This is a genomic window from Arthrobacter rhamnosi (assembly GCF_054510855.1).
The window spans coordinates 358,513-374,742 of record NZ_JBTNDT010000001.1; the positions used below are offsets into that span (position 1 = coordinate 358,513).

The 16,230-nt window shown below is 70.4% G+C and carries 12 protein-coding genes and 1 tRNA gene; 7 read left to right on the forward strand and 6 right to left on the reverse strand.

What is annotated here, in order from left to right; translation table 11 throughout:
• The first annotated feature begins 96 nt into the window (after positions 1 to 96).
• From bcp to ACX80I_RS01820, 6 genes are all read left to right on the forward strand, one after another.
• On the forward strand, positions 97 to 570 hold the full coding sequence (gene bcp, locus ACX80I_RS01795) for a thioredoxin-dependent thiol peroxidase (RefSeq protein ID WP_459343460.1): 474 nt from the start codon (positions 97 to 99) through the stop codon (positions 568 to 570).
• Positions 571 to 669: 99 nt separating this feature from the next.
• Positions 670 to 754 (forward strand) — tRNA-Leu (locus ACX80I_RS01800).
• A 359-nt stretch (positions 755 to 1,113) separates the two neighbouring features.
• The gene (locus ACX80I_RS01805) at positions 1,114 to 2,826 is read left to right on the forward strand and encodes an ABC transporter substrate-binding protein (RefSeq protein ID WP_459343461.1); all 1,713 of its coding nucleotides are present in this window, start codon (positions 1,114 to 1,116) and stop codon (positions 2,824 to 2,826) included.
• Between the two features lie 96 nt (positions 2,827 to 2,922).
• Positions 2,923 to 4,416 (forward strand): malate:quinone oxidoreductase, encoded by a 1,494-nt coding sequence (locus ACX80I_RS01810; RefSeq protein WP_459343462.1) that lies wholly within the window; start codon positions 2,923 to 2,925, stop codon positions 4,414 to 4,416.
• Positions 4,417 to 4,467: 51 nt separating this feature from the next.
• A complete protein-coding gene (locus ACX80I_RS01815; RefSeq protein WP_459343463.1) occupies positions 4,468 to 7,725 on the forward strand; it encodes an efflux RND transporter permease subunit in 3,258 nt (1,085 codons plus the stop codon).
• A 96-nt stretch (positions 7,726 to 7,821) separates the two neighbouring features.
• Positions 7,822 to 8,331, forward strand: coding sequence for a MarR family winged helix-turn-helix transcriptional regulator (locus ACX80I_RS01820; protein WP_459343464.1), 510 nt, complete (start codon positions 7,822 to 7,824; stop codon positions 8,329 to 8,331).
• Positions 8,332 to 8,379: 48 nt separating this feature from the next.
• Here the strand turns inward: ACX80I_RS01820 and ACX80I_RS01825 are convergent, their stop codons facing one another.
• On the reverse strand, positions 8,380 to 9,183 hold the full coding sequence (locus ACX80I_RS01825; RefSeq protein WP_459343465.1) for a transglutaminase-like domain-containing protein: 804 nt from the start codon (positions 9,181 to 9,183) through the stop codon (positions 8,380 to 8,382).
• Between the two features lie 122 nt (positions 9,184 to 9,305).
• Between ACX80I_RS01825 and ACX80I_RS01830 the strand changes: the two genes are divergently transcribed.
• On the forward strand, positions 9,306 to 10,226 hold the full coding sequence (locus ACX80I_RS01830) for an oxidoreductase (protein ID WP_459343466.1): 921 nt from the start codon (positions 9,306 to 9,308) through the stop codon (positions 10,224 to 10,226).
• A gap of 13 nt (positions 10,227 to 10,239) precedes the next feature.
• Here the strand turns inward: ACX80I_RS01830 and ACX80I_RS01835 are convergent, their stop codons facing one another.
• The 5 genes from ACX80I_RS01835 to ACX80I_RS01855 all read right to left on the reverse strand — a co-directional run bounded on the left by ACX80I_RS01835 (position 10,240) and on the right by ACX80I_RS01855 (position 16,063).
• Positions 10,240 to 11,412, reverse strand: a complete 1,173-nt coding sequence (locus tag ACX80I_RS01835) for a cysteine desulfurase family protein (protein WP_459343467.1) — start codon at positions 11,410 to 11,412, stop codon at positions 10,240 to 10,242.
• Positions 11,409 to 12,332: a carboxylating nicotinate-nucleotide diphosphorylase gene (gene nadC, locus ACX80I_RS01840; protein WP_459343468.1), complete on the reverse strand. Its 924-nt coding sequence runs from the start codon at positions 12,330 to 12,332 to the stop codon at positions 11,409 to 11,411. Before nadC ends, ACX80I_RS01835 begins: the two co-directional genes overlap by 4 nt.
• Positions 12,329 to 13,963 carry an L-aspartate oxidase gene (nadB, locus tag ACX80I_RS01845; RefSeq protein ID WP_459343469.1) on the reverse strand — a complete coding sequence of 545 codons (1,635 nt, stop codon included), beginning with the start codon at positions 13,961 to 13,963 and terminating at the stop codon, positions 12,329 to 12,331. Before nadB ends, nadC begins: the two co-directional genes overlap by 4 nt.
• The gene (gene nadA, locus ACX80I_RS01850) at positions 13,960 to 15,240 is read right to left on the reverse strand and encodes a quinolinate synthase NadA (protein ID WP_459343470.1); all 1,281 of its coding nucleotides are present in this window, start codon (positions 15,238 to 15,240) and stop codon (positions 13,960 to 13,962) included. Before nadA ends, nadB begins: the two co-directional genes overlap by 4 nt.
• 76 nt (positions 15,241 to 15,316) lie before the next feature.
• Entirely contained in the window at positions 15,317 to 16,063 is a 747-nt protein-coding gene (locus tag ACX80I_RS01855; protein WP_459343471.1) for an NUDIX hydrolase, read from the reverse strand.
• Between the last annotated feature and the right edge of the window lie 167 nt (positions 16,064 to 16,230).

The following is a 16,230-nucleotide window of genomic DNA, read 5'->3' on the forward strand; positions in this document are numbered from 1 at the left end:
ATATCTAGGCTGACTAGTCAATTCCTCCGGTCAGCGCGAGGGGGACCCTGCCGGGAGGCGGGCTCCTCCCGCCCGTCCGAATCCTCAGGAGTATCCATGTCGCAACGACTAGCCACAGGTGACAGTGCCCCCGACTTTACGCTTAACGACGCCCAGGGCAACGAGGTGACGTTGTCCTCCTTCCGGGGCAGCAACGTCGTCGTGTACTTCTACCCTGCGGCGGCAACGCCCGGATGCACCACACAGGCCTGCGACTTCCGTGACAACCTGGCCTCGCTCGGCGCCGCGGGCTACCGCGTCCTCGGGATCTCACCGGACCCGGTGGACAAGCTGGCAGCCTTCGCCGGCAACGAGTCGCTGAACTTCCCGCTCCTGTCCGACGAGGACCACGCGGTCGCGGAGACCTACGGAGCCTGGGGCGAGAAGCAGAACTACGGCAAGACCTACGAGGGGCTCATCCGCTCCACGGTCGTCGTGGACGGGAACGGGAAGGTCGCCCTCGCGCAGTACAACGTGCGGGCCACCGGGCACGTGGCGAAGCTGCGTCGCGACCTCGGGATCGACCAGTAGGGACCCACCAGTAGGGACCGACCCGTAGGGATCGGAGGCCGTGCCCCTTTGGCGCTAGAGTGAAACCCGAAGGATGCCCTCCTGCCGGGCGGCATCCGAGCGCGAGTGGCGGAATTGGCAGACGCGCTGGATTTAGGTTCCAGTGTCTTCGGACGTAGGGGTTCAAGTCCCCTCTTGCGCACCACGAAACCAGGAGCACCCGGGCCGTAAGTCCCCGGGGACCAGCCCTGCCGGGCTCGCGCCCGGCAGGGCTTTTTCATGCCCGGCAGGGCTTTCTCATGCGCGACCCATCCAACTCTCCACGGCGGCCGAACTACCTGTGGCATCGACATGATCGCCACCGATGTCCTTGGTCCGGTCCTCTAACCCGGGCCGGGGGTCACCGACGGACCCTCCCGCCCTCGGGCGAGGGGGTCCGTTCCCCCGTGCTGATACACCCTCTTCCTGGGTGGCGCGGACAGGACCATCGCCTAGACTTGGGCTTTCCAGACACCCGGCTCCCGAAGGACCGGGCATCCCCCTGCCTTTCGGAGATCGAAGCCTGTGAAGACCCCTGCCGCGCGCCGCACCCGCGGACGGGCCAGCCGCCGCGGAACGCTGGCAGCGGTGCTGGCGGCCCTGGTGCCGCTCGTCTCCTGCACGCCGGCCGAGATCGCGCCACCGCCGCCGTCGGCGACCGCCACCACCGTGCCGGGCGCCTCGACCTTCACCTTCGGGACTGCCGCCGAGCCCCGCACGCTGGACCCCGCGCTCGCCAACGACACCGAGTCCTACCGCGTGACCCAGCAGATCCTGCAGGGCCTCGTCGGCGTCGACCCGCTGACGTCGGAACCGACAGCGCTGCTGGCCGAGTCGTGGGAGGAACAGGACAGCGGCCGGGCCTACGAATTCACGCTGCGGGACGACGTCGCCTTCTCCGACGGCCAACCGTTCGACGCGGAGGCGGTGTGCGCCAACTTCGACCGCTGGTACTCGCTGCCCCGGAGCGCCCGCTCCGGCACCTCCCGCCTTCCCTTCGAGAGCGTGTTCAAGGCGTTCTCGGACCAGCCCGACGTCAGCCTGTACAAGGGGTGCGCGGCGACGGCGGAGTACACCGTGCTCCTCCGGCTGAACGGGCGGATCACCGGCCTCATCCCGGCGCTGGCGGCTCCGGCGTTCGCCATCTCATCCCCTGCGGCACTCGAGGCGGGGGCGGCGGACGACCTCAGTGAGTCGCGCGGCGGGGCGGCCGTCTCCCGCTACGGGCAGGCACCCGTGGGCACGGGCCCGTTCCGGCTCGTCTCCTGGGCCCGGGGCGACGTGGAACTCGAATTCGTCGAAGGGTACTGGGGTGAGCGGGGCGAGGTCGACAAGGTGGTGTTCACGACCATCTCCAATCCCGATTCCAGGGCGCGGGCGCTGACGTCCGGGCGGATCGACGGCTACGACTTCGTCTCCGTCGACAGCGCCGTCGACCTGGCCCGCAACGGACTCCAGTTCCTCCAGCGCGACCCGTACTCGGTGCTGTACCTGGGGATGAACCAGGACTTCCCCGGCGTGGACGACATCCTCTTCCGCCAGGCCGTCGCGCATGCCATCGACAAGGACGCGCTCATCGACGGCCGCTTCCTGAACGGGACCAAGCCGGCGCGCCAGTTCGTCCCGGAGAAGCTCGGGGTCAGCAACGACACCGTCGAGGACTACAACTACGACCTCGACCTCGCGCAGGAACTGCTCGCCGAATCCGGCTACGACGGGCGGGAGCTCCCCTTCTACTACCCGCGCAACGTGTCCCGCGCCTACCTGCCGTCGCCGGAGAAGGCCTACGCCGAGCTGAGCCGCCAGCTGACGGCAGCAGGGTTCAACATCAAGCCCGTGCCGATCGAGTGGAGCGACGGCTATGTGGCGACGGTCCAGGAGTCCGGGGCCAGGGCCTTCCACCTCCTCGGCTGGAGTGGCGGGTACCAGGATCCTGACAACTTCGTCGGCGCTCTCTTCGGCAGCTACAACGACGAGTTCGCCTACGAGGACCCCCAGCTGTTCAGCAAGATCAACCGGGCACGGGGCCTGCCGAACGGGGAGGACCGTACGGCGGCCTATGGCGACATCAGTGCGCAGATCTCCGACCGGATCCCCGCCGTACCGCTCGCCTTCCCGATCTCCGCGCTGGCGATGAGCGCGCGCGTGACGGCCTACCCCGTCAGCCCCGTCATGAACGAGGTCTTCAACCGGATCGACCTCGCCGATGTCGAGCCCCGGCCCGCCCCCTCGGAGTGACGCCGGACCAACGCCCGGGGACGCCGCGCTGATTTAAGTAAGGTCACTCCCAGACGCTAGGCTTTCCCTGCTAGAACCTCGCGACTGGAGACCACGTTGACCACAAACAGCCAGGGCACACCCGCCACGTCCACCGACGTCATCCTGATCGGCGGCGGGATCATGAGCGCCACACTCGGCGCCTTCCTCCGGCAGCTCCAGCCCGAGTGGGACATCTCACTCTTCGAGCGGCTCGACGTCGCCGGTCTCGAGAGTTCCGACCCCTGGAACAATGCCGGAACAGGCCACGCGGCACTGTGTGAACTGAACTACGCTCCTGCCGGCAAGGACGGGGCCGTCGATCCCGCCAAGGCCGTCGCAATCAACGAGCAGTTCCAGGTCTCGCGCCAATTCTGGTCGCACATGGTGTCCGAGGGGCACATCGGCGATCCGCGCACGTTCATCAATCCCGTGCCGCACATGAGCTTCGTCTGGGGCCAGGCCAACGCCGACTACCTGCGGAAGCGCTACGAGGCGCTCAGCCCGCAGCCGCTGTTCAACACGATGGAGCACAGCGAGGACCACGACACCATCGCCGGCTGGGCACCGCTGGTGATGAAGGGCCGGAACCCCTCCCAGCCCGTCGCGGCGTCGCGTGTCGAGGGCGGGACGGACGTCGATTTCGGCGCCCTGACGCGCCAGCTCACCGGCTACCTGGAGGGAACCGGCGTCGACCTCCACTACGGCTTCGACGTGCTCGACGTCGCGCGCGCCTCCGACGGCCGCTGGGACGTCAAGGTCAAGAACAGGGCGACGGGCCAGACCACCACCGTGACCACGAAGTTCGTCTTCATCGGCGCGGGCGGCGGAGCCCTGCACCTCCTGCAGCGCAGCGGGATCCCCGAGGGTCGCGGCTTCGCGGGGTTCCCCGTGTCGGGCCAGTTCCTGCGCTGCACCGACGCCGAGCTGGTCAGCCAGCACAATGCCAAGGTGTACGGCCAGGCGTCGGTGGGCGCTCCCCCGATGTCCGTGCCCCACCTGGACACGCGCTTCGTCAAGGGCGAGCGTTCGCTGCTCTTCGGCCCCTACGCGGGATTCTCCACCAAGTTCCTGAAGCGCGGCTCCTACCTGGACCTCCCCGGCTCCATCCGGCCGTCGAACCTCGTGCCGATGCTCGCGGTGGCGAAGGACAACATGCCGCTGACCAAGTACCTCATCACCGAGGTCCTGAAGAACCGCGATGCCAAGAACGAGTCGCTCAACGAGTTCCTCCCGTCGGCCGACGGGGGCAAGTGGGAACTGATCTCGGCCGGGCAGCGTGTACAGGTCATCAAGAAGGCTCCGAAGAAGGGCGGCGTGCTGCAGTTCGGCACCGAGGTCATCACGTCGTCGGACGGCTCGGTCGGTGCGCTGCTCGGTGCCTCTCCCGGCGCATCCACGGCGGCCCCGATCATGGTGGAGCTCCTGAAGCGGTGCTTCCCCGCCAAGATGTCCGACTGGGAGCCGAAGCTGAAGGAGATGCTCCCGGGCTACGGCGTTCGGCTCAACGAGAACCCGTCCCTGGCCGCCGAGGTGCTGTCCCTGACCGATCGGGTCCTCAAACTCAAGTAACGACGGCGGAGCCGGCCAGCCGGGCGACCGCCAGCACCGAAGGCAGGTTCCTTGTTCCGTCTGGCGCAGCTCTCCCTGGGCAACAGGGCGCTCATCGCGCTCATCACGATCTTCGCTTCGGTCTTCGGGGTCATCACGCTCGGATCCCTGAAGCAGGAACTCATCCCGTCGCTCGAGTTCCCGCAGATCACGGTGCTGTCCACGGTGCCGGGCGCCTCTCCGGAATACCTCGACCAGCAGGTCAGCGAGCCGCTGGAGGCTGCGCTGAGCGGCGTGGAGGGCCTCGAGTCGTCGTCGTCCACCTCACGGACCGGGGTCTCGACCGTCAGCCTGGTCTTCGTGTACGGCACGAACCTGGACCGGGCACGCGCGCAGGTGGATCGGGCGATCTCGACCGTGCGCCCCGGCCTCCCGGACGACGTCGAACCCCAGGCCCTCGCCGGCAGCATCAGCGACCTGCCCATCGTCTTCATGGCGGTGTCCTCGGACCAGTCCCTCAGTGAACTGAACGGCGACCTCGCCCGACTGACCGTTCCGCGCCTGCAGAAGATCGACGGCGTGAGGACCGCGGACGTCTCCGGCGGCACGACCCAGCATGTCGCGATCCTGCCCCGGGACGGCGCCCTGGAGGATGCGGGTCTGACGGTCGGCGACCTCGCCGGGACACTCGAGGACAACGGCGCCCTGTTCCCTGTCGGAAGCCTCGAGGAGGACCCCCGGTCCCTGACCATCCAGGCGGGCAGCCGGATCGGATCGCTGGAGGACATCGAGGCACTCCCCGTCCTCCCCTCCTCGGAGGATGGAGCTCCCGACACGTCCGCCCCCGACACCCCGGCGGGCCCTGGTACCCCGGCGTCGCCTCGCACCCCGGCGAGCCCCGCCGCACCGTCACCCAGCACCCCGGCGGCCCCTGCGCCCCGCACCGTCGTGACCATCGGCCAGGTCGCCGACGTCAGCCTCGCCGACGATGAGGCCACGTCGATCGCACGGACCAACGGGATCGAGACGCTCGCGCTGGCGGTGACCAAGGTGCCCGACGGCGACACCGTGGAGATCTCGCAGCAGATCGTCGATCTCGTCCCCGACCTCGAGGCCGAGCTCGGCAACGCGGCCGACATCACGGTGGTGTTCGACCAGGCGCCGTTCATCGAGCGCAGTATCGACGACCTCACCACGGAGGGCCTCCTCGGACTCGGCTTCGCCGTGCTCATCATCCTCATCTTCCTGCTGTCCGTCCGCTCGACGCTGGTCACCGCGATCTCGATCCCCCTGTCGCTGCTCGTCACCTTCATCGGGCTCTACGTGGCCGGCTACTCCCTCAACCTGCTGACGCTCGGCGCACTGACCATCGCCATCGGGCGCGTGGTGGACGACTCGATCGTCGTCATCGAGAACATCAAGCGGCACCTCGGGTACGGGGAGGAGAAGCGGCAGGCGATCCTGACGGCGGTCCGTGAGGTGGCCGGCGCCGTCACCGCCTCGACGCTCACCACGGTGGCCGTCTTCGCGCCGATCGCGTTCGTCGGCGGGCTTGCCGGGGAGCTTTTCCGGCCCTTCGCCGTTACAACGGGCATCGCACTGCTGGCGTCGCTCGCCGTGTCGCTGACCATCATCCCGGTGCTCGCCTACTGGTTCCTGCCGCGGACGTCGTCGCGCCGGCACGAGGCGCGCCACGCGGCCGCCGCGGCACCGGACGCAGCCGGCGGGAGTTCCCCGGCAGCCGCCCCGCCCGAGCGTCCATCGCTCCTCCAGCGTGGCTACCTCCCGATCCTCGCCGGGACGCAGCGGCACCCCGTCATCACGCTCATCAGCGCCCTGCTCGTCCTCGGCGGTACGGCGGCGATGATCCCGTTCCTCCCCACGAACCTGCTCGGCGGGTCCGGGCAGAACAGCTTCTCCATCACCCAGACCCTGCCGCAGGGTTCCAGCCTCGGGACGACCGCGAAAGCCGCCGGCCGGACGGAGGAGATCCTTGCGGACAACCCCGACGTCCGGGACGTCCAGCTCACGGTCGGCAACCCGGCGGATGCCTTCGCCGCCCGGTTCTCCGGGGGCGCCTCCGTCGCGACCTTCACCGTCATCACGCGCGAGGACGCCGACCAGGAGGCACTGCAGGAGTCGGTCCGCCAGGATCTCGAGGGACTCGAGGACGCCGGCACCTTCTCCCTGTCGAGCCAGCAGGGCGGCTTCGGGACCTCGAGCACCATCGACATCGACATCACGGCTCCCGCCAGCGCCGACCTCGCCACGGCCAACAGCGCCGTGCTCGACGGGATGCAGGGGCTCGAGGGCGCCGGTGAGGTGACCAGCAACCTGTCGGCGGCGCAGCCGCAGGTCCAGATCGACGTCGACCGCGCCGCCGCGGTCGCGGCGGGGCTGAGCGAGGGCCAGATCGCGGGACTCCTCGGCGGCAGCATCAGCCCCGTGCCAGGGGGCACGGTGCGCTTCGAGGCGGAGGACCTCCCGGTGCTGATCGGCGAAGGCACCCCGATCACGAGCCTCGGCCAGCTCCGCGACCTGCAGATCCCGACGGCGCGGGGGCCCATTCCACTGACGGACGTCGCCTCGGTCGAGGAGGTCGAGGTGCCGCTCTCGGTGACGAGCTCCAACGGAGAGCGGACGGCCAGGGTGTCCATCACGCCGTCGGGAGACGACCTCGGCACCCTCACCGGGGCGGTCAACGAGCGCCTCGCCGGGATCGACCTGCCCGCCGGGGCCACCACGACCGTCGGCGGCGCCTCCAGCCAGCAGGCCGAGTCCTTCGACCAGCTCTTCCTGGCGCTCTGGGCCGCCGTCGCGATCGTGTACGTCATCATGGTCGCGACGTTCAAGAGCCTCGTGCAGCCCCTGATCCTGCTCGTGTCGATCCCCTTCGCCGCCACGGGCGCGATCGCGCTGCTGCTGATCACGCGGATCCCGCTCGGACTGCCCTCCCTCATCGGGATGCTGATGCTCGTGGGCATCGTCGTCACCAACGCGATCGTGCTGATCGACCTGATCAACCAGTACCGGCAGCCACGCGACGGCTCCCCGGGACTGCGCGTCGCCGACGCCATCCGCGAGGGTGCACGCCAGCGGCTCCGCCCGATCCTCATGACCGCGCTCGCGACCGTCTTCGCGCTGACTCCGATGGCCCTCGGCCTGACCGGCGAGGGCGGCTTCATCTCGCAGCCGCTGGCCGTCGTGGTGATCGGCGGACTCGTCTCGTCCACGGCGCTCACGCTCATCCTCGTCCCCGTCCTGTACCGGCTGATCGAGGGCCGCCGCGAAGGGCGCGCGCTGCGCAGGGCGGCGGCCGAGGGTGTCTGACTCCCGTTCGTAAGCGGCGGGGATCGGGACCAGGCGTACAATAGATGCAAAAGCATCGAGTTTGCCGGCGGCGCCGGCAGGAGGCCGGAAACAGCCATGGCTGACCACGGAGAGACCGCCGTCGGGCGGACAGGACAATCGTCATCGGATGAGGGCGACGCTGCGGCAGTTCCCTCCGTCCGCGAGGTGTCGGAGGCATGGGAGTCCCTCTTCCGGGCGCAGGTGGGGGTGATGCGGCGCATCCGGCAGGATCCGGTGTTCCGCGAGCTGCCCATCGGGGAATACGACGTCCTCTTCAACCTGAGCCGCTGTCCTACGGGCTGGACCCGTCTCAACGAGCTCAACAACGCCCTGCTCATCAGCCAGCCCAGCCTGAGCCGCATGGTCGACCGGCTGGAGGCGAAGAACCTCATCCGGAAGCGACCCGCGGAGTCCGATCAGAGGGGTGTCGAACTGGCGCTGACGGACGAGGGCAGGGCGGTTCAGCGGCGCATCGGTTCCGCCCACGTGCACCGCATCCACGAGGTCCTCGCACCCGCACTGGATCCGGCGGAGCTGGAGCAGCTGAAGGCACTCACGGACAAGCTCAACGCCCGCCTGCCGTGACCCGCCCGGCGTCGACCCGCCGGCGTCGAGCGGCGTGGCCGGCCTGGGTCAGCGCAGGGAGAGCAGCGTGTCCGTCTGCTCCAGCGGGAGCTCGTCGACCGTCGCGGTGACGGACAGCCCGGTCAGCTGCAGCGATCCGCCGACCGTCGAGAGGAACGCCGTGTCGGCTGCGTCGCGACCTGTCGCGATGCGCAGCATCGAGGCGCGCGGCGCGAGGCCCGTGGCATCCACCAGGTGCCACGACCCGTCGACCCAGGCCTCGACCACGGCGTGGAAGTCCATCGGGCTCAGCCCCGGGGCATAGACGGATGCGAGCCGTGCGGGGACATCCCGAGCCCTCAGCAGTGCGATCACGAGGTGGGCGTAGTCGCGGCAGACTCCCCTGCGGGCCAGGAGGGTGTCCACGGCGCCGTCGGTGAAGCGGGACGAACCCGACACGTAGGACAGCTCGTCCGCCACCCAGTCCCGCACGCCCTGGACGAGCCGGGTGCCCTGCAGGGTGGGCAGCACCGCATACGCCGTCGGCAGGATCCTGTCCGATTCGCAGTAGCGGCTGGGCCGCACGTACCGCACCAGGTCGACGTCGTCCCCTGGTGCCGGTGCGACGGTTCCCGTCACCGTCGCCCGGTAGTGCACCTCCAGCGCCGACGCCCGCGGCGTGCTGAGCAGGTGCAGCCGGCTGCCGTCCCCGTCCTGCCGTTCACGGAGCTGCGCCGGTTCACCGTCAACCAGCACGGTCAGGTGCTCGTCGACCGCCTGGTACGCCTCAGGGCTTGCGACGGCGATCGACAGGACCACCTGGGTACCCGCGATCGTCGTAGCACTGAGATCGGCGGAGACGGTGCGTTGCATGGTTCGTTGCTTCCGGTAGGCGGTGGGATCGCCTACAACTCTAAGCTGTTGGAGGCGGCGACCCTCGACGCCGGTCGGGTACTCCCCGACCGGGCAGGACACGCCGCCAGGGAAGGAATACCATGGGCGATTTTTCAGCGGACGCCATCGGCGATCTGACAGGCAAGCGCGTGGTCATCACCGGCGCGAACAGCGGCATCGGACTGCAGACGGCCGTGGGACTGGCCAGGAAGGGCGCCGAGGTGGTGCTCGCCTGCCGGAACGAGCAGCGCGGCCGCGATGCCGAACAGAAGGTACGCTCCCTGACAGGCAGCGGCCGGGTCGTTCTGCGCGTCCTCGACCTGGCGAGCCTCGAGTCGGTCCGCACGTTCGCGGCCGGGATCACCGATCCGGTCTCCATCCTCGTGAACAATGCAGGGGTCATGGCGACGCCGAGGTCGACGACGGCCGACGGCTTCGAACTGCAGTTCGGCACCAACCACCTGGGACATTTCGCGCTGACCGGCCTGCTGCTGGAGAACCTGCGCGACGCCGGGTCCGCGCGCGTGGTCACGCTCTCCAGCCTCGCGCACAAGCGGGGCCGCATCGATTTCGACGACCTCCAGTCGGAGCGCGGCTACCGCCGGTGGGGCGCGTACGGGCAGAGCAAGATCGCGAACCTGTACTTCATGGTGGAGCTCGACCGGCGTGCGCGGACCGCGGGCTGGGACCTGACGTCGGTGGCAGCCCATCCGGGCCTGGCGAACACGAACCTGACCGCGGGCATGCAGGTACCGGCGATGCTCGACGTGCTCGGCGGGTTCGTGAAGCTGATGAGCCAGTCCGACGCCGCAGGGGCACTCCCCACCCTGTATGCGGCGACCTCACCGGAGGTTCGGGGCGGGGACTACTACGGTCCGTCGGGCCCCGGGGAGACCCGCGGCGCTCCGCGGCTCGTCGCTCCCGTGCCGCGCGTCCTCGATCGGGACATCGCGGTGCGGCTGTGGAATCGCAGCGTCGAGCTGACGGGCGTCGACTACGGAGCCTTGAACCCCGTGGGCTGACCCTGCCCGGCTGCTACGCGGGCAGCGCGGACGGACCGGCGGGTGCCGCGCCCAGGGCGCGGACGGCGCTGACCGACGCGACGACGGCGCGGGCCGCCTCCTCGAGGTCCGCCCTCGTCGTGTCCGAGGTCCAGGACAGCCGCACGGCGCTGTAGGCGGTTTCGTCGTCGACACCGAGGGCACGGAGCACGGTGGACGGCTCCGAGGAACCCGCCGCGCAGGCGGAACCGCTCGAGCAGACGACACCTCGGCGCTCGAGTTCCAGGAGCACGGACTCGCCGCTGACTCCGGGGAAGTAGAACGAGGCGAGGTTCGGGAGGCGGTACTCGGCATCACCGGTCAGGACCGCACCGGGCACGGCGTCCAGGACGGAGTCGGTGAAGGTGTCGCGCAGCGCGCAGGCCCTGTCGGCCGCAGCCGGCAGGGCACCCTGGGCGAGTTCCAGCGCACGCGCCAGACCGACAGCACCGGCCACGTTCTCCGTGCCGGACCGGCGCCCCCGCTCCTGGCCGCCACCGTGCAGCACGGGTTCGCAGCGCGTGCCCGCCCGGAGGTAGAGCAGGCCGATACCTTTCGGCGTCCCGAGCTTGTGCCCCGAGATACTGAGCGCCGTGACGCCCAGGTCCCCGACATCGAGGGGCAGCCACCCCGCCGCCTGCACGGCGTCGGTGTGGAAGGGGATTCCGGCCTTCCGGCAGACCGCCGCCAGTGCCGCGATGTCCTGGACGGTCCCCACCTCGTTGTTGGCGTACATGACAGTGCAGAGGGTCGTGCCGTCCTCGAGCGCGGCCTCCAGCTCGGCCGGTGAGATCCTGCCGGTCGCGGACACGGGCAGGCTCGTGATGCGGAACCCGTGGAAGTCCCGGAGGTAGGCCAGGGCCTCCAGCACCGCCGGGTGCTCGATCGGACTGGCGACGATGTGCCGTCCCCTCGGCGATGCCAGCGCGATGCCCTTGAGGGCGAGGTTGTCGGCCTCGGTTCCCCCCGAGGTGAAGATGATCTCCGAGGCCCTGCAGCCGAGCAGCGCGGCGATCCGCGAGCGGGCGCGGGAGAACTCGGCCGCGGCAGCCTCACCGTAGGCGTGGTGGCTGGAGGGGTTCCCGAAGGTGGAGGTCAGCAGCGGCCACATCTCCTCCAGGACCTCCCGCCGAGCCGGCGCCGTGGCGGCGGCATCGAGGTAGATCATGCCCGCCCCGCGACGGCGCCCGGGGGCACGAAGTCCAGGCCGAGGTCGAGGGACCGCACACTGTGCGTCAGGGCCCCCGCCGAGATGATGTCCACGCCGGTTGCCGCGATGGCCGCTACCGTGTCGAGGCGGACGTTGCCGCTCGCCTCGACGAGCGCACGTCCGCCGACACGACGCACGCCCTCCGCGAGGTCGTGGAGCGAGAAGTTGTCCAGCATGATGGTGTCCACCCCGGCGGCGAGCACAGGCTCGATCTGGTCGAGCCGGTCCACCTCGACCTCCACGTGCACGGTGTGCGGCAGCCGGGACCGGACCGCCAGCAGCGCGTCGGTGAGCGCTGCAGGCCCGTCGACGGCGAGCAGCGCCAGGTGGTTGTCCTTCACCATCACGGCATCGGACAGGCTGGACCGGTGGTTCGAGCCCCCACCGCAGCGGACGGCCCAGCGCTCGAGGACCCGGAGGCCCGGGGTGGTCTTGCGGGTGTCGACGATGCGGGCGCGGGTGTCTCCGGCTGCCGCCACGAAGTCGCGCGTCATGGTGGCGATGCCGCTCAGCCGCTGCGTGATGTTGAGCGCCGTCCGCTCCGCCGTGAGGATGCCGGCCGCCGGTCCGCTGATCTCCGCGAGGACGTCGCCCGCGTCGAACCGGGCCCCGTCGGCCTGCGGGAAGGAGACCTCGATGCGCGGATCCGTGAGCCGCAGGGCCGCCTCGATGGCCGGCGTCCCGCAGAGCACGCCGGGCTCACGGGCGGTCAGGGCCGCCGTCGCGCGCAGATCGGGGTCGATGAGCGCCTGGCAGGTGATGTCACCCCACGGCGCGTCCTCGGCGAGGGCTGCGGCGACGATGGCATCGACGAGGTGCTGCGGTGGTCGCGCCGGGCCCGCTTCGGTGCGGAGGGGGCTGCTGGCGGTGGAGGTCATGGCGTTCCTTCGGGGGCTCGTACGTAGGACCGGCTCGGGGCGGGCCGGCCGGCAGAGGTGTCGGGCTGGTCGGAGCGGTAGTGCGCTCCGCAGGACCCGGTCCGGTTCGCGGCCGAGTGCACGAGCAGACGCGCGCACAGCAGCAGGTTCGCCGTTCCGGGATCGGTGTCGCTGCGGTAGGAGGCGAGGTGCTTGCGGGCGACGGCGAGGCCGCTGCCCGTGCGCAGGACTCCCGCGTGGTCGGACATCAGCGACTTCAGGTCCCTGCGCGTGAAGGACTCGGTGCCCGTCTCCTCGGCGTCGAGATCGAGCTGCTCGGCGTCGAACTCGGGCGCCCGTCCCCCGTCGACGATCGCGGCCGCACACCGTGCGCCGAACACGACGCCCTCGAGGAGGCTGTTGGAGGCGAGCCGGTTGGCGCCGTGCACGCCGGTGCGGGCGACCTCCCCGACGGCGAAGAGGCCCGGGACCGAGGTGCGTCCGTCCGTGTCGGTCCGCACGCCACCCATCCAGTAGTGGGCCGCCGGCACGACCGGCACGACGACGGTGGACCAGTCGTAGCCGTGGCGCGCGGTGAGGTCCGTGAGGGAGGGGAAGCGCCGGGCCAGGAACGTGGCACCGAACGCCGTCGCGTCGAGGTAGACCCGGTCGCGGACGTCGGCCGAGGGCCGGCGCGCCAGATGGCGGGCGATGCTGCGCGAGACGACGTCGCGCGGCGCGAGGTCGCCGTCCGGGTGGTAGTCCGGCATGAAGCGGCGCCCATCGGCATCGACGAGGCGCGCGCCTTCGCCCCGCACGGCTTCGGAGATGAGCGGGTTCCCCGGGACGTCGAGGGAGGTCGGGTGGAACTGGAAGAACTCGAGGTCGGCGACTGCCGCGCCGGCCCGCCACGCCAGGGCCACCCCGTCGCCGGTGGCGATCTCCGGGTTGGTGGTGTGCTCGAAGAGCTGCCCCGCTCCCCCGGTCGCCAGCACGACGGCGTCGGCTCCGATCCGGTGCGCGGCACCGTCCTTCAGCACCTCGACGCCGGTGGCGCTTCCCACGCCGTCGAGCAGTATCCGCGTCACGACGCCGTGCTCCACGGCGCGGATCCCTGCGTCGGCGTGTACCGCGCCGACGAGTGCGTCGACGAGGCCCGCCCCGGTCGCGTCGCCCCCCAGGTGGAGGATCCGCGCCGCGGAGTGTGCCGCCTCGCGCCCGCGTGCCGGCGACGAGGGCCGGCCGGGCGAGCGGTCGAAGACGACTCCGGCCCGCTGCAGGCCGTCGATGCCGTCCGCCGCGCCCCGGCAGAGGACCTCGACCGCACCCGGGTCGGCCAGACCGGCACCCGCAGCGAGGGTATCGGCGATGTGCGCCTCGATGGAGTCCTGCGGGTCGGCCCCCGGGTCAGGGCGTGCTGCACCGGCTGCATCCGCTGCGTCCGGGAGGACCGCTGCGATGCCGCCCTGCGCGTACCGCGTGTTGCTCTCGGTGAGGCCGGCCTTGGACACCAGGACCACGTCGCAGCGCGGATCGAGCCGGCGCAGCACCAGCGCCGTCTGCAGCCCGGCGATACCGGCTCCGACGACCACGACCCGCCGGGACGGGCGATCGGCCCGCATGTCCTGCGGGACGGGACGGGCCGGCGTCACGGCTGGACCGCGAGCATCCGGTTCAGGGCCACGCGGGCGGGCTCCGCCACGCCGTCCGGCACGGTGATCCGGTTGAGGACCCGGCCCTCGACGAGCCCTTCCAGCACCCAGGCGAGGTAGCCCGGGTGGATGCGGTACATCGTCGAACACGGGCAGATGACGGGGTCGAGGCAGAAGATGGTGTGCTCCGGATACTGGGCGGCGAGCCGGTTCACCATGTTGATCTCCGTGCCGATCGCGAAGGTGCTGCCCGGGGCGGCGTCGTCGATCGCCTTCCGGATGTAGTCGGTGGACCCGGATTCGTCCGCGGCGTCGACCACGGGCATGGGGCACTCGGGGTGCACGATCACGCGCACATCCGGGAAGTCGGCCCGGGCCTTCTCGATCTGCGCGACGGTGAAACGTTTGTGGACCGAGCAGAAGCCGTGCCACAGGATCACCCGGGAGTCACGCAGGGTCTGCTCGTCCGTCCCGCCCCAGGCCTTGCGCGGGTTCCACATCGGCATCTGCTCGAGCGGCACGCCCATCGCTTTCGCCGTGTTGCGACCCAGGTGCTGGTCCGGGAAGAAAAGGACGCGCTGGCCGCGCTCGAACGCCCATTCGAGCACCGCGGCGGCGTTCGAGGACGTGCAGACGATTCCGCCGTGCTCACCGCAGAATCCCTTCAGCGCCGCGGAGGAGTTCATGTAGGTCACGGGGATGACGGGCTGCCGGCCGCCGGCGTCGGGCTCCGACCCGAAGAGCTCCGTCAGCTGGTCCCAGCACTCCGACACCGAATCGATGTCGGCCATGTCGGCCATGGAGCAACCGGCGGCGAGGTTGGGGAGGATGACGGCCTGGTCCGGCGTGGAGAGCATGTCCGCCGTCTCCGCCATGAAGTGGACGCCGCAGAAGATGATGGCCTCCGCGGCGCTGCGCTCGGTGGCAGCGCGGGCCAGCTGGTAGCTGTCGCCGACGAAGTCCGCGTACTTCACGACTTCGTCGCGCTGGTAGAAGTGGCCGAGGATCACCACGGAGTCCCCGAGTGCCTTCTTGGCTGCGAGGATCCGCCGGTCGAGTTCCTCCGCGGAAGCCGTGCGGTACTCCTCGGGCAGTTCGCCCTGGCGGGGGGTCGTGGGAGGGGCGGCGTCGTGCATCGAGGCGCCGGGCCCGTAGTCGGGCAGGGGAAGGGCGTCGAAGGCCCAGGGGTCGCGCACGAGGTTCGGCGAGCAGGTCCCCACCGCGGGGGCCCCTGCCTCGCCGCGTGAGATGAGCTGGATGGCTGTGGGAACGGACAAGGCTTCTCCCTGGGATGGGTCCGGCGCGTGGGTTCGCACCGGAGGCGGGTCGTGGGGGTCGAGAACGGAGGGACGGCTAGGACGGCGGACCGGCGGACTGCCTCTCCGCGGGGAGCGCGGCGGCGGGGCCGGGCGAAGGAGCTTCCTGGTGCGGGCCCGTGTACGTGTAGAGGCGCGGCGGGCGGTTGCGGCCGCCCTGGAGCACCTCGTCGGTTGCGGCGATGTCCCTCGCCGAGCGGAGCTGGCGCCGGAAGTTCGCCGGGTCGAGGTGTCGGCCGAGCACCGCCTCGTAGACGCCCCGCAACTGCGCGAACGTGAACCGCGCACCCAGGAAGTGGTAGGCCACCGAGCCGTACTCGATCTTGCCGCGGAGCCGCTCGAGGGCGTAGGCGACGATCTCGTCGTGGTCGAAGGCGAGGCCGGCGGCGTCGGAGGCCCGGAACCATCGCACGTTCTCGGACTCGCGGGCGAGATCGGCCTGTTCCGGCCGGACGAGCGCCCAGTAGACGATCGACACGAGGCGCTGCGTCGCTGATCGGTCGAGTCCCCCGAAGGCGTAGAGCTGCTCGAGGTAGGTCGGCTCGAGCTCCGTGGTCTCGCGCAGGTTCCGGGCGGCTGCGTCCTGAAGGGATTCGCGGCCGCCGAGCGGGCCCCCGGGAAGTGCCCATTTTCCGAGGTGCGGTTGCCGGATGCGCCGCACCAGGGGGAGCCAGATCTCGGAACGGCCGGTGTCCGGGTCGGTGCGGAGCGCGAAGATGACGGTGGAGATGGCGAGCGACGGTGCCTGCGCCTGGCGCTCCGAGACGTTGGCCGAGCTGTACATGGCGGCCTTCCGTCCGAGGAATGAGGTGCCCGTTGTTAGGGTCGAAATGACTATAACTCATTTGGGCTCCCTGCCCTAGCCCTGCGCGCCCCTCATACGAACCCGGCGGAGTACGCCGGGTTGCTGCCTGCGGCAAAAGTGTCTAAAGTCACAGTCGTCGGCCGTCC

Coding starts and splice junctions, on each gene's coding strand:
- ACX80I_RS01835 (WP_459343467.1), bottom strand. CDS start 11,412: ATGATCTACCTCGATGCCGCCGCCACGGCGCCGGCTCGGCGGGAGGTC.
- nadC (WP_459343468.1), bottom strand. CDS start 12,332: ATGACCTCCACCGCCAGCAGCCCCCTCCGCACCGAAGCGGGCCCGGCG.
- bcp (WP_459343460.1), top strand. CDS start 97: ATGTCGCAACGACTAGCCACAGGTGACAGTGCCCCCGACTTTACGCTT.
- ACX80I_RS01820 (WP_459343464.1), top strand. CDS start 7,822: ATGGCTGACCACGGAGAGACCGCCGTCGGGCGGACAGGACAATCGTCA.
- ACX80I_RS01825 (WP_459343465.1), bottom strand. CDS start 9,183: ATGCAACGCACCGTCTCCGCCGATCTCAGTGCTACGACGATCGCGGGT.
- ACX80I_RS01830 (WP_459343466.1), top strand. CDS start 9,306: ATGGGCGATTTTTCAGCGGACGCCATCGGCGATCTGACAGGCAAGCGC.
- ACX80I_RS01855 (WP_459343471.1), bottom strand. CDS start 16,063: ATGTACAGCTCGGCCAACGTCTCGGAGCGCCAGGCGCAGGCACCGTCG.